The organism is Rhizobium moroccans, from assembly GCF_057559155.1.
Window position 1 is genome coordinate 108924 of sequence record NZ_JBHFJG010000039.1, and the last position, 13984, is coordinate 122907.

Sequence of the window (13984 nt, forward strand, 5' to 3'; positions counted from 1 at the left end):
ACAGCGACAGGCGGCCGATCATGAAGGAATTATCCCTAGGCGGGTTGACGCGACGTCTCGTGCATTTCGCCGTCAGTCTGTTCATACTGTTATGCGTCACCTTCGTGATCGGCCGGGTCATGCCAACGGACCCGGTCGGCGCGATCGTCGGGGAGCTCGCCGAACCGGCCGCCTACGAGGCGATGCGCGCGAGACTGGGTCTCGATCTGCCGCTTTACCAGCAGTTCTTCATTTATCTGAAAGGCCTGTTGCACGGCGATCTCGGTACCGCGATCCTCACGGGAAATCCGGTGGCCCGCGATCTGACACAGGCCTTTCCGGCAACCTTGGAACTGGCGACGCTGGCGATCATCATCTCGACCGTCGTGGGTGTCCCGCTCGGTCTGGTCGCGGCGCTCTTCCGGGACAGTTTCATCGACAAGTTCGCCCGCGTCTTCGCGCTGATCGGCCATTCCATCCCGGTCTTCTGGTTCGGGATCGTCGGCCTTGTCGTCTTCTATGCCTGGCTTTCGCTGGTGGGCGGTCCGGGCAGGGTGGACGTCTTCTATGAAGGCATCATCGAGCCGACGACCGGTCTGATGCTCGTCGACAGTCTTCTCGAGGGAGAGCCGGAGATATTCTGGAATGCGCTTTCGCATATCATCCTGCCGGCGGCGATCCTTGCCTATATGGCCATGGCCTATATCACCCGGATGACGCGCAGCTTCACGCTGGAACAATTGAACCAGGATTATGTGATCGCCGCACGCGCGAAAGGTGTCGGCCCGGCGCGAACGGTCATCAGCCACGTGCTGCCGAACATCGCCGTGCAGCTCATTACCGTGCTCGCCATCTCTTATGGCAACCTGCTGGAGGGCGCGGTCATCACCGAGATCGTCTTCTCCTGGCCGGGGATCGGCCAGTACATGACCAACGCGCTGATGATCGGCGATATGAACGCCATCCTGGCAAGTACGATCATCATTGGTTTCATCTTCATGTTTCTGAACTTCGCGGCCGACATCGCCTATGCGCTGCTCGACCCGCGCACACGGGAGGTCGCACGATGACCGACACCCTTCACGATACCAGCGCCGTTCAGCAGCCCGGCCTTGCCCAACGGGTGCTGAGCGGTTCGGGACGTGTGATCCGCAAACTCGGCGACGAGCCGCTCGGGATGGCGGGCTTCATCATCCTCGCCCTGCTCATCCTGGTCGCGATCTTCGCGCCGGTGATCGCGCCCTATGATCCCGTACGGCAAGTACTGAGCGATGCGTTGCAACCTCCGAGCCTCGCGCATCTGGCTGGAACCGATGAATTCGGCCGGGATATCTTCAGCCGGCTCGTCTACGGAACTCGCATCACCATCCAGACCGTGCTTTCGGTCTCGGTCATCGTCGGACCGATCGGGCTCATCATCGGAGTGGTCGCCGGGTTCTTCGGGGGCAGAACGGATGCGTTCCTCATGCGCGCCACCGATATCGTCCTGTCCTTTCCCTCGTTGATCCTGGCGCTTGCCTTTGCCGCCGCGCTCGGCGCCGGGCTCGGCACGGCCATCATCGCGATCTCGCTCACCGCCTGGCCACCGATCGCCCGTCTGGCCCGCGCCGAGGCCCTGGTTGTACGCAACGCCGATTATGTGGCCGCCGCCCGCCTTTACGGCGCATCGCCGCTGCGCATCCTGTTCTTCTACATCGCTCCAATGTGCATCCCCTCGGTCATCGTGCGGCTGACGCTCAACATGGCGGGGATTATACTGACGGCGGCGTCCCTGGGTTTTCTCGGCCTTGGCGCCCAGCCTCCGCTGCCCGAATGGGGTGCGATGATTTCCAGCGGCCGAAAATTCATGCTCGATTACTGGTGGGTCGCCGTCATGCCCGGTATCGCGATCCTGCTGACCAGCCTTGCCTTCAACATCGCCGGCGACACGCTGCGTGACCTCCTGGATCCCCGCCATGCCCGATCGTGATATGCAGCCCGTACTTTCCGTCCGCAACCTGAACGTCCGCTTCGGCCGCAATGCGATCGCCGCAGTCTCCGAGGCGAGCTTCGACGTTGGCCGGGAGCGCATCGGCATCGTCGGAGAATCCGGTTCGGGAAAATCGACCACCGGCCGGGCGATCATGCGTCTGTTGCCGGCAAAGGCCAGCATCACGGCCGAACGGCTCGATTTCAATGGTGAGCCGCTCCTTGCGAAATCGGAAAAGGAGATGGGGCGGCTGCGCGGCAAGGACCTGGCGCTCATCATGCAGGACCCGCGCTATTCGCTGAATCCGGTGCTCACCATCGGCAAGCAGATCGCCGAATCCGCAAAACTCCATCTCGGCCTTAAGGGAAGGGATGCGCTCACCCATGCGCGCCACATGCTGGAACGGGTCAGGATCAAGGACCCGGAGCGGGTGTTGAAGCTTTACCCGCATCAGATTTCGGGCGGCATGGGACAACGTGTGATGATCGCCATGATGCTGATCGCAAAGCCGAAGCTGGTGATCGCCGACGAGCCGACCTCGGCACTCGATGTCAGTGTCCGCAAGGACGTGCTGATGCTGCTCGACGAACTGGTTCGCGAGAACAATTCTGGCCTCATCCTCATCAGCCACGACATCCGCATGGTCGCCGCCTTCTGCGAGCGTATTCTGGTCATGTATTCCGGCCGCATCGTGGAAACGCTCACGAGCCTGGACGATGCCCGGCACCCCTATACAAGAGGGCTGATCGCCGCGATGCCCGATCCCCGCCATCCGGTCTCCCGCCTCAAAGTTCTGGACCGCGCATCGATCGAAGCGGAGATTGCCCGATGATCAAGGTGGAAAATCTCGACGTCGTCTATGGCGTCAACGAAACCCGCAACCACGTGGTCCGGAGCGTCAGCTTCGAGGTCGGACATGGCGAAACGCTGGGGATCGTCGGCGAATCCGGCTGCGGCAAGTCGACCTTGCTGCGATCGCTCGCAGGTCTCGAAGGGGGCTGGACAGGTTCCGTCCATTTCAACGGCAAGCCCGTGGGCAAGGCCCGCAATCGCGAAGAGCTCAAGCTCGCGCAGATGGTGTTTCAGGACCCTTACGGTTCGCTGCATCCGCGCCACCGCATCGGCACGGCGCTTGCCGAACCCATCCGCGCCATGGGTACGGGCGACGGCTGGTCGCAAGTGTCGAAGGCACTGCAGCAGGTCGGGCTGCCGGCGCATTTCGCCAGCCGTTTCCCGCATGAGCTTTCCGGCGGCCAGCGCCAGCGCGTGGCGATTGCCAGGGCGCTCATCCTGTCGCCGCCGATCCTTCTTCTGGACGAGCCGACCTCGGCACTCGACGTCTCGATCCAGGCAGAGGTCCTGAACCTGCTTGCGGATCAGCGCGAGGAACGGAACCTCACCTATGTGCTGGTGAGCCATGACCTCTCGGTGATCGCCCATATGTGCGACCGGGTTCTGGTCATGCAGAACGGGATATTCGTCGACGAGTTGACCAAGGCGGACCTGCGGGCCGGCACGACGCATGCGGACTATTCGCGCGAACTGTTCGAAGCCAGCTTTCTATAAGCTGGCGCGCAAGGGCGCTGGCGTTTGATCCTCCCGCAGCTCGGACTGCGGCAAGGTCTTGCCAGCCACCTCCAATTTGCCGAAGACCCGGCCGATGCCGATCAGCACCGGTTCGTTGACGCCGATCTCGGCGATCGCGGCGGGCATGCTGCTGAGCTGCCCCGTCCACCGTCTCTCGTTGGAACGCGCGATGGCGCTCACGATCGCCACCGGCATATGCGTGTCCATGCCTGCTTCGACCAGCCTTGCGGCGATCTCGCCGGCGGTGCGGCCAGCCATATAGTAGATGGTCGTCGTGGCGGGGTCGGCGAGGCTCTGCCAGTCGAGATTGTCGGGCAATTGCCCCTGGCGGGAGTGGCCGGTGACGAAGCGTACGCCCTGCGCATGGTCACGGTGGGTAAGCGAAACTCCGAGCCGCGAGGCCATCGCGCTTGCGGACGTGATACCCGGCACGACCTGTACTGGAATGCCCTTTTCCTCGAGCCAGGCGATCTCCTCGCCGGCGCGGCCGAAGATCATCGGATCGCCGGATTTCAGACGAACGACATGTTTGCCGGCGCTCGCGAACTTCACCATCATGTCATTTATATCTTCCTGCCTGCAGCTTTCGCGGCCGCCGCGCTTGCCTACCAGCATGCGCTTCGCCTCGCGGCGGGCAAGTTCCAGGACCTCGTCCGAGACGAGATCGTCGAAAAGAATTACGTCGGCCGCTTGAAGGGCGCGAACGGCTTTCAGGGTCAGAAGCTCCGCATCGCCGGGGCCGGCGCCGACGAGGGTGACCCGCCCTTGGGATGCCGGGGTGGAGGCCAGTCGAACCGTATCATTCAGCACCTCTGTCTCGTTTTCGGCTGCGGGCTTACCGGCAAAAGCATGATCGACGAACCGCTCCCAGAAGGCACGCCGTTGCGGGCCGGGCACCAGGCGCGCGTTGATTTTTTCCCGCAGCGACTGGGCGAGCTCGGCCCAACCCTTCAGCGATTGCGGCAGCAGAGTTTCGATGCGGCGGCGGATCGCCTGCGCGAGAATGGGAGCCGCGCCATCGGTCGAGATCGAAACGACCACCGGCGAACGGTTGACGATTGAGCCGAACTGGAACTGGCAGAAGGCAGGCTTGTCGATGATGTTGACAGGTACGCCGGCCGCCCGTGCCGCATCGAAGAAAGACCGTGCCTCGTCCTCTTCCTCGCAATCGGCGATCGCGAGGGCTGCATTTGAAAAGATTGCGGGGTTCCAGTCTTGTCTATGCGTAACGAAACCGCCTTCGGAATGTTCAGCACCGCGTTCGATTAGTCGCTCGAACGTCTCCGAAAGCTCTTCGGCAAAGACATGCACTTCCGCACCGCAGGCGGCCAGCAGTTCGGCTTTCCAGGCGGCCGCGTCGGAACCGCCCGCAACGATTACACGCTTGCCTTCCAGCGCCCAGAAGACAGGAAGTTTGGCAAGTGGTGCCATACGGGCAGGCACTTCATTCCGCCGCGGCTGCAAGACATCCATCGATGATCCCCCTGATTTCGGCGCGGCAGGAGCCGCAATTGGTGCCGGCATTGGTGTGCTTGCCGACGGCTTCCACACTGTGGCAGCCGCCGCGCACGGCCTCGATGATCCGGTTGACGCCGACGCCGAGGCAGGAGCAGACCGTCGCGCCCGGATCCGGCACATCGGCGCCGGGTCGGCCCGCGATGAGTGCGAAACGCTTGCGCAAATCCGCATGGCTGACTGTGAGCTGGCTGACAGCCCAATTGCGGGCGACCGCCACCGGCTGATGGCTGAGAAAAAGAGCGGCCAGCAACCGGTCACCATCGAAAAAGGCGAGACGTAGATCACCGGTTTGCCTGTCGGCATAGCCGAGCGGCTCGATCTCGCCGGAAATGCCGAAGGTGTCGCGGCACCACGACGTCCAGTTCTCAGGCGCATCGATGAACGCAAGTTCCGTCCGCCATCCGCCGTCCGCCTTGGCAAGCGCCCAGTAATCCGCATGCGGCGTGATCGGCCTGCCGGCGGAAACCGCAAAACCGTAACGGGAGGCCGGGAAGGGGCGAGCGGCGATTGCCACATTCTTGGAGGCCGGCTGACCTGAAAAGGGATCGGTCAGCGGCGCGACCAAGGCATCGATACGCGCCTTGGCGGCGAACTGATCGTTCCAATGCATCGGCACGAAGATGTTGCCGCGCGCCTGCCGTTCGGTGACGAGTGCGCGGACGATCGCTTTTCCGTATGGGCTCTCGAGTTCCATCAGAGCTGCGCCGTCAATCCCAAGCTCGATGGCATCGGCCGGATGGATTTCGGCGAAGGGCTCGGCGAGATGGGCGGAGAGGCGGGCGCTTTTCCCGGTTCGCGTCATCGTATGCCAATGATCGCGGACACGGCCGGTATTCAGCGTTAGCGGATATTGCTCGTTGGTGCGATCGGTCGCCTGGGGCGGGTAGACTGCGATGAAACGGGCTTTGCCGTCCGAATGAAAGAACCCGCCCTCGGCGAAGAAACGGGTGACGACCCGCTCGCTAGCCATAGGCTGCGGCCACTGGAACGGTGCCAGCGCGTCATAGGAGAAGCGGTCCATTGCGGCATAGGCGCCGATATCGAAATCGCGGCTTCCGTCGTTTTCGAAGGCGGAAAGGGCCGCATGCTCGGCAAAGATGTCGGCCGGCTCACGGTAAGCGAAAGCATCTGCAAAACCCATGCGGCGAGCCACTTCGGTCAACTGCCACCAATCGGCCTTTGCCTCGCCCGGTGCTGCCAGGAACGGACGCTGGCGTGAAATGCGACGCTCGGAATTGGTGACCGTCCCATCCTTTTCGCCCCATCCGAGCGATGGGAGCAGCACATGGGCGTGCCGGACCGTATCGGTCTCACGAAGCACATCCGATACCACCACGAAGGGACAGTCCCGAATAGCGGCCTCCACGGTATCGGCATCCGGCATGGAGACGGCCGGATTGGTCGCCATGATCCAGAGCGCCTTGATGCGTCCGTCGGCGACCGCCCGGAACATGTCGACCGCTTTCAGCCCCGGCTTCGCGGCAATCGCCGGCGAGGCCCAGAAACGCTGTACCCGATCGCGATCTGTGGCACTTTCGATCGCCATATGAGCCGCGAGCATGTTCGCCAACCCGCCCACTTCACGACCACCCATGGCATTCGGCTGGCCGGTGAGCGAGAAAGGCCCCATGCCGGGCCGGCCGATCCTGCCGGTTGCCAGATGGCAATTGAGGATGGCGTTGACCTTGTCGGTTCCGGAGGAGGATTGATTGACACCCTGGCTGTAGCAGGTGACGACTTTCTCCGTCGTTTCGAACAGGCGGAAGAATTCCCGGATATGCATGACCGGCAGGCCGGTGCTCTCGATCAAATCCGCCAGAGAAAGCGCGGAAGCGGCGGCAAAGGCTTCTCCAAAACCCTCCGTATGGGCGGCGACATAGTTCTCGTCGATGGCCGGGCTCTTCGCGAGATGAGCGAGCAGGCCGGCGAACAGCGCGGCGTCCCCATCGGGACGGATGGCCAGATGCAGGTCGGCGATATCGCAGGTCATGGTGCGGCGAGGATCGATGACCACCACTTTCATGCCCGGCCGCGCTGCCTTGGCCGCGGCCAGCCGCTGGTAGATGACCGGGTGGCACCAGGCGAGATTGGAGCCCGTCAGGATGACGAGATCGGCAAGCTCCAGATCCTCGTATGTGCCGGGCACCGTGTCCGATCCGAAGGCGCGGCGATGGCCTGCGACCGAGGACGACATGCAGAGCCTGGAATTGGTGTCGATATTGGCCGAGCCGATGAAGCCCTTCATCAGCTTGTTCGCGACATAATAATCCTCGGTCAGCAACTGGCCGGAGACATAGAAGGCAACCGAATCCGGTCCGTGCTCGGCGATAGTGTTTGAAAAACGTTGCGCAACGAGGTCAAGCGCCTCTGCCCATTCGACCCGCTCTCCGGCTATCTCCGGATGGAGAATGCGGCCGTCCAAATCGATCGTCTCTGCAAGCGCCGAGCCCTTGGAGCAGAGCCGGCCGAAATTGGCTGGATGATCTGGATCGCCTTTGACGGACACGATACCGTCATTGGCGATTTTGGCGATCACACCGCAGCCAACGCCGCAATAGGGACAGGTTGTCTTGACCTCCGTCTCCATCTATTCGGCCGCCACCATCAGATTCTCCAGCGCGATCGAAAGCGCGCCGTTCTCGCAACGGACGGGGATGGTCCGCACCTCTCCTTCGTCGGCCCCCAATGCCTTTCCGGACTCCAGCGAGATCACCCAGTTGTGGAGGGGGCAGGTCACCGCCCGGCCATGGACGATGCCCTGGCTGAGCGGCCCGCCCTTGTGGGGGCAATGGTCCTCGATCGCGAAAACCTCGTTCTCCGCCGTGCGGAATACGGCGATCTTGCCCTGAGGCGTCTTCACGCAGCGCGCGCCGCGCAGTGGAATGTCGTCGATGTGCCCGATTTCAATCCAGTTCATCGTCATCTCCTCACTCGGCCGCCTGGTTGAAGCCAATGGTCGCCATGGGCTTGAATTCGTGCTTGTCCTTGCCGGAGACGCGCTCTGACCAGGGGTCGACCTGGGCGAATTTCTGGCTGAACACGAAGCGGTCGTAATAGGCCTTGCGCTTTTCGGCATCGCCCATGATCTGGCGGCGGATTTCCTCCAAACCGATGCGCTTCGCCCATTTGTAGATACGCTCCAGATAGCGGGCCTGCTCGCGATACATCTGGGTCAGTGCCACGATGTGCTCGAGCGCATCATCCTCAGACTTGACGAGGCCGAGAACCTCCGTGCCCTTGATGTCGAGGCCGGCGGCACCGGCGAAATGGATCTCGAAACCGGAATCGACGCAGATGACGCCGATATCCTTGCAGGTCGCTTCCGCGCAGTTTCGCGGACAGCCGGAGACAGCCATCTTCAGCTTGGCCGGCGTCCACGAGCCCCACATGAACTTCTCGATGCGGATGCCGAGGCCGGTCGAGTCCTGCGTGCCGAAGCGGCACCAGTCGGAACCGACACATGTTTTCACGGTGCGCAGGCCCTTGGCATAAGCCTGCCCGGAAACGAAGCCCGCCTTGCCGAGATCGGCCCAGACGGCCGGCAGGTCCTCCTTCTCGATGCCGAGAAGATCGATGCGCTGGCCGCCGGTTACTTTGACCATCGGGATTTCGAACTTGTCGACCACGTCGGCGATGGCGCGCAGCTCCTGCGAATTGGTGACGCCGCCCCACATGCGCGGCACGACCGAATAGGTGCCGTCCTTCTGGATGTTGGCGTGGACACGCTCGTTGATGAAGCGCGACTGGTAATCGTCGGCATATTCGTCCGGCCAGTCGCAGACGAGATAGTAGTTGAGCGCCGGGCGGCACTTGGCGCAGCCGCAGGAGGTTTTCCATTCCAGCTCCTGCATAACGGCAGGAATGGTCTTCAGCTTCTTCGCCTTGATGAGGCGGCGCACATCATCATGGCCGAGCTCGGTGCAGGTGCACATCGGCGTGACGGCAGAAGGATTGTAGCTATCGCCAAGCGTCAGCGCCATCAACTGCTCGACAAGGCCGGTGCAGGACCCGCAGGACGCCGAGGCCTTGGTGTGAGCACGCACGTCGTCGAGCGAGGTCAGGCCCTTATCCGAAATGGTCGAGGTGATTTTGCCCTTGCAGACGCCGTTGCAGCCGCAGATTTCCGCATCATCCGGCAAGGCTGCAACGGCCGCCATAGGGTCCAGGGGCGCTCCTCCCTGATAGGCCTGGCCGAAGATCAGCGTGTCGCGCATCTCCGAGATATCGGTCGCCTTCTTCTTCAGGTCGTTGAACCAGGCGCCATCGGAGGTCTCGCCATAAAGAACCGTGCCGATGATGCGGTTGTCCTTGATCACGAGGCGCTTGTAGATGCCCGCGGTGGCATCACGCAGCACGATCTCCTGACGGTCATCGCCGTCGGCGAAATCGCCGAGCGAATAGAGCTCGATACCCGTGACCTTGAGCTTGGTCGGCGTATCGGAGTGCACGAAGGCGGGCTTGCTGTCGCCGGCGAGATGCGAGGCGGCAATGCGCGCCATTTCGTAGAGCGGAGCAACGAGGCCATAGACCATGCCGTCCACCTCGGCGCATTCGCCGACCGAATAGATATCGCCGTCCGAGGTCTGCATGCCGGCATCGACGACGATGCCGCGATTGACCGCCAGACCGGCATCCTTGGCAAGACCAGCATTCGGACGGATGCCGACGGCCATGACGACGAGGGTCGCAGGGATGATGCGGCCGTCGTCGAGCTCGACCCCTTCCACCTTGCCGTTGCCGATGATCGCCTTGGTATTGGCCTTACAGATGACCTTGATGCCGCGTTCTTCAACCGCCTTCTGGAGGAGATAGCCGGCGGCCGGATCGAGTTGGCGTTCCATCAGCGTCGGCATGACGTGCAACACCGTCACGTCCATGCCGCGCTGTGCGAGGCCTGCGGCAGCCTCGAGACCGAGAAGCCCGCCACCGATGACGATGGCCTTCTGACGCGATTGTGCGGCGAGAAGCATGGCCTGCACGTCGTCCAGATCGCGATAGGTGATGACGCCCGGCAAGTCCTTGCCAGGCACGGGGATGATGAAGGGCATCGAACCGGTGGCGATCACCAGCTTGTCGTAGCTTTCAGTGACGCCGTGGTCGGAGGTCACGGTCTTTTGGGCGCGGTCGATCGCAACGATCTTATGGCCCTTGTAGAGCGTGATGCCGTGCTTGATGTACCAGCCGTCGCCGTGAATGATGATCTGCTCGTAGTCCTTCTCGCCGGAAAGTACCGGCGAGAGCATGATGCGGTCATAGTTGACGCGCGGCTCGGCGTTGAAGATCGTGACTTCGTATCGGCCGGGCGCCTGCTCGAAGAGGTGCTCCAGCATGCGTCCCGGCGCCATGCCGTTGCCGATGATGACGAGTTTCTCGGTCATGGTTTTCATTTCCTTGGTTCAGGTGGCCGCCACGGCGGAGACGGAGAGCCCGCGGCGGTCCATCTGCTTGATCGACACATGCATCCAGATCAGCGAGACGGCGACGACGGCGAAGAGAAGCAGGAAGCAGCTGGACCAGAGGCCGGTTGCGTCCTTGAGCAGCCCGAAGGCGATCGGCAGGATGAAACCGCCGAGCCCGCCGACCATGCCGACGACGCCGCCCACCGCACCGACGCTCTCGGGATAATAGACGGGGATATGCTTGTAGACCGCCGCCTTGCCGAGGCTCATCACGAAGCCGAGCACGAAGACGACCACGATGAAGACCATGGGCGTGACGCCCACCGGCAGCGACAGGATGAGCGTCGAAACCGCGGAGACGCCGAACATCCAGTACATGACGCTGCGAGCGCCCTTCTTGTCGGAGAGCATGCCGCCGAAGGCGCGGAAGATGCTGCCGGGGATCGAGTAAGCGGCGGCGATCATGCCGGCTACGGCAAGATCGAAGCCGTAGACGCCGACCAGATAGCGCGGCAGCCAGAGCGACAGCGCCACGAAGCCGCCGAATGCGAAGAAGTAGTAGAGGCAGAAGCGCCAGACCTGCGCGTTCTTGAGCGGTGCGAATTCCTGGGCAAGGCTGCGGGGTGCGGCACCCTTCTCACGGCGGTCGCGGTAGGCCGGGTCGTCAGTGGTGGTAAACCAGAAGACGACCGCCATGACAACGAGAGCCGCAGCCCAGATCTGCGCGACGGCTTGCCATCCCCAGGCGAGAAGGACGAACGGGGCTGCGAATTTCGTTACCGCCGCGCCGACATTGCCGGCACCGAAGATGCCGAGTGCGGTGCCCTGCTTCTGCGGCGGGAAGAATGGCGAGATATAGGCGACGCCGACGGCGAACGAGCCGCCGGCAAGTCCGACACCGAGACCGGCGAGCAGCATCTGCGGATAGGTGGTCGCATAGGAGAGCAAGAAGGTCGCCACCGCCGAGGCGAACATGGTCAGCGTATAGACCAGGCGGCCGCCATAGCGGCTTGTCCAGATGCCGAGCACGATGCGCACAAGCGACCCGGTCAGGATCGGGGTACCGACGAGAAGTCCGAACTGGGCTTCGGTGAGGCCCAGATCCTGTTTGATGCGGACGCCGATGATGGCGAAGATCGTCCAGACGGCGAAACAGATGGTGAAGGCGAGCGTGGACATCCACAATGCCTTTTCCGGTTCGTGGCCGCTGCTGATGCCTGTTGTCGAAATCTTGGTCATGCACATGTTCCCTTGTCTGGTGGCCGACGGATTTTCGGACATAAAAAAACGCCGCTCGGAAACCGTGTCTCCAGGGATGGGAGGATCCCGGGACACGAAGACCTTGCGACGTCGATGTCTTTGTGGGCGCTTATGGCGCGCTCATCCGCACCGATCGCCGTTGACCGGTGCGCAAGTTACCATGCAAACTGCATGCCAGTTTTGGATCAGGCAGGTAAGCCTTTGTAAAAGAATGGAATTCTTAGGAATAATTCGGAGATTAATTTTTGGGCAGGCGAACTCGCCTGCAAATCATTTATGCTGATGCTTTTCTGGAGAGCCTGACTGATAGGCAGCCAGGGCTGGAAGTCTCAGACTTCGTCGCCGTTCGAGCCCACGCTGAAGCGGCTCCTGACAGCGAACCGGTCCACGTAACCGCCGATATCCGCAGGATCGAAAATGTGGCCATCCATGAAGCGGTCGCCCTCGCCATTCCCTTCCACGCGAATGTCTCCGCCCTCCGGCATATCTGCCTTGCCGAGCGCGGCGCGATAGAGATCGGGACGATAGGCGCTCGCAGCAGCTTTGAGCCCTTCGTCAGTCAGACGGGCCTGGCCCCAACGGATCATCTGGCTGTAGATCCACAATGCCTGGCTGGGACGGGGATAATTTGCAAAGCCTTCGTGGAAGGTGAAGTAGCGATCTATGACGCGTCGGTTGCCTCGGTCATCGAGGCTGAATTGCCCGCCGAGCACCTGGCGGATGATATCAACCGGGGCTGCGATGTAGCGGGGATCGGCCAAAGCTTCGGCCAGCGCATCGTGGTTTTCGGGCTGGTCGCACCAACGGGCGGCGGCGTCGAGCGCCACGATCAGGCGGGAGACGGTTTCGGGATGGCTTTCGGCCCATTCCGGACGCATGCCGATCACCTTCTCGGGCGCGGATGGCCAGATATCCTGCTTGGCCGCAACGATGCGGCCGACGCCACGCTCGGAGGCGACCATGTTCCACGGCGCCCCGACACAGAAGCCGTCGATCCCGCCCGCCGCAAGCGCGTCGGATGTCAGCGGCGGAGGGACCACGACCAGTTTGACATCCTTATCCGGATCAATGCCGCCGGCTGCCAGCCAATACCGGAACTCGTAGTTGTGGGAGGAGAAGGGATAGGTCATGCCGAGCGTCGGCAGAGGCTCGGCACGCTCCTTCATCTGCCGCACGACAACTGCGAGAGCCTTGGCATTGTCGAGCGCGCTCGCCGTCTCGGAAAGACCGGCCGCATCGCGCATCCGTTCGAAGAGCCGCACGGAAAGGGTAATGGCGTTGCCGCCTCGCCCGAGAGCGAAGGGGGTGACCGTCGGGGAGGGGTTGGAGCCGAGGCCCAGCATCGAGGCAACCGGCATCGGCGAAAGCATATGGGCGATATCGAACTGCCGGAAGGCGAGGCGATCGCGCACATTGGCCCAGGAAACATCGCGCACGAGATCGAGCGTCAGCCCCTCTTTCTTCGCAAAGCTGAATTCCGCCGCCGCGATCAGCACCGATGCATCGACCAGCGGAATGAAGCCTGCCCGAAGGGTCTTCGGTCCTTCGCCGGCAATTCGGCGCGGAGTGGAAAGAGCGTCTCGGCTGCTGTCAATCTTGGTCATCATGCTCATCCGACTTCCTCGGGGACATTAAGTCCGGGACTTTTTCACATCAAAAGCCCTGCCGCAGTCACGACGCTCTGGGCGATTTCCGCGATCTTCTTCTTCTCGTTCATGGCCGATTGGCGAAGCAGCGCGAAGGCCTCTTCCTCCGAAAGACCTTTCATCTTCATGAGGATGCCCTTGGCCCGTTCGATGACCTTGCGCTCCTCGAGCGCCGATTTCGCTTCTGCGAGTTCCCGCTGAAGCCGGCTGAAGGCGTTGAAGCGACTGACAGCCATGTCGAGGATCGGCTTGACGCGCTCCTTCTTCAGCCCGTCGACGACATAGGCGGAGACCCCGGCCTCGACGGCGGCCTCGATCGAGGCGGTATCGGAGCGATCGACGAACATGGCGATCGGCCGGCTGACGGTGCGCGTGAGCTGAAACAGATGTTCCATCATGTCGCGGTTCGGGTTCTCGATATCGATGACGATCACGTCCGGCTTCAGCGTCTCGATGATCTTTGCAACCCCGTTCACCTCATGGATGACGGTGACCTTGCCATGGCCAGCCTCGCGCAGCCCCTCCTCGATGATCGAGGCGCGGATCGCGTTTTCGTCTATCACGAGAATGGTCAGGTCAGGCGCCAGCATTGACTAGTGATGCCGCACTGCAGCAAGCTTGGCAAG

The 13984-nt window shown here is 62.3% G+C and carries 11 protein-coding genes; 4 read left to right on the forward strand and 7 right to left on the reverse strand.

Annotation, left to right across the window (positions count from 1 at the left end; all coding sequences use genetic code 11):
* The first annotated feature begins 20 nt into the window (after positions 1–20).
* Genes ACE04I_RS18265 through ACE04I_RS18280 form a run of 4 tightly spaced genes read left to right on the forward strand, consistent with a single transcriptional unit; the run spans position 21 to position 3514 of the window.
* Positions 21–1049: an ABC transporter permease gene (locus ACE04I_RS18265; protein ID WP_046793710.1), complete on the forward strand. Its 1029-nt coding sequence runs from the start codon at positions 21–23 to the stop codon at positions 1047–1049.
* Positions 1046–1948: an ABC transporter permease gene (locus tag ACE04I_RS18270; protein ID WP_046793422.1), complete on the forward strand. Its 903-nt coding sequence runs from the start codon at positions 1046–1048 to the stop codon at positions 1946–1948. Before ACE04I_RS18265 ends, ACE04I_RS18270 begins: the two co-directional genes overlap by 4 nt.
* Positions 1935–2780: an ABC transporter ATP-binding protein gene (locus tag ACE04I_RS18275; RefSeq protein WP_046793423.1), complete on the forward strand. Its 846-nt coding sequence runs from the start codon at positions 1935–1937 to the stop codon at positions 2778–2780. The genes ACE04I_RS18270 and ACE04I_RS18275 overlap by 14 nt, the downstream gene beginning before the upstream one ends.
* A complete protein-coding gene (locus tag ACE04I_RS18280) occupies positions 2777–3514 on the forward strand; it encodes an ABC transporter ATP-binding protein (RefSeq protein ID WP_046793424.1) in 738 nt (245 codons plus the stop codon). The genes ACE04I_RS18275 and ACE04I_RS18280 overlap by 4 nt, the downstream gene beginning before the upstream one ends.
* Here the strand turns inward: ACE04I_RS18280 and cysG are convergent.
* The 7 genes from cysG to ACE04I_RS18315 all read right to left on the reverse strand — a co-directional run bounded on the left by cysG (position 3509) and on the right by ACE04I_RS18315 (position 13948).
* Positions 3509–5008 carry a siroheme synthase CysG gene (gene cysG, locus ACE04I_RS18285; RefSeq protein ID WP_487207429.1) on the reverse strand — a complete coding sequence of 500 codons (1500 nt, stop codon included), beginning with the start codon at positions 5006–5008 and terminating at the stop codon, positions 3509–3511. The two genes, ACE04I_RS18280 and cysG, sit on opposite strands and share 6 nt — an antisense overlap.
* A complete protein-coding gene (locus ACE04I_RS18290; protein ID WP_487207430.1) occupies positions 4980–7640 on the reverse strand; it encodes a nitrate reductase in 2661 nt (886 codons plus the stop codon). Before ACE04I_RS18290 ends, cysG begins: the two co-directional genes overlap by 29 nt.
* Positions 7641–7976: a nitrite reductase small subunit NirD gene (gene nirD / locus ACE04I_RS18295; protein WP_046793427.1), complete on the reverse strand. Its 336-nt coding sequence runs from the start codon at positions 7974–7976 to the stop codon at positions 7641–7643.
* 4 nt (positions 7977–7980) lie between these two features.
* Positions 7981–10431 carry a nitrite reductase large subunit NirB gene (gene nirB / locus ACE04I_RS18300; RefSeq protein ID WP_487207431.1) on the reverse strand — a complete coding sequence of 817 codons (2451 nt, stop codon included), beginning with the start codon at positions 10429–10431 and terminating at the stop codon, positions 7981–7983.
* Positions 10432–10449: 18 nt separating this feature from the next.
* A complete protein-coding gene (locus ACE04I_RS18305) occupies positions 10450–11691 on the reverse strand; it encodes an MFS transporter (RefSeq protein WP_046793429.1) in 1242 nt (413 codons plus the stop codon).
* 350 nt (positions 11692–12041) lie between these two features.
* Positions 12042–13325 carry a CmpA/NrtA family ABC transporter substrate-binding protein gene (locus ACE04I_RS18310; protein ID WP_046793430.1) on the reverse strand — a complete coding sequence of 428 codons (1284 nt, stop codon included), beginning with the start codon at positions 13323–13325 and terminating at the stop codon, positions 12042–12044.
* A 35-nt stretch (positions 13326–13360) separates the two neighbouring features.
* Entirely contained in the window at positions 13361–13948 is a 588-nt protein-coding gene (locus tag ACE04I_RS18315; protein WP_046793431.1) for an ANTAR domain-containing response regulator, read from the reverse strand.
* Positions 13949–13984 lie beyond the last annotated feature (36 nt).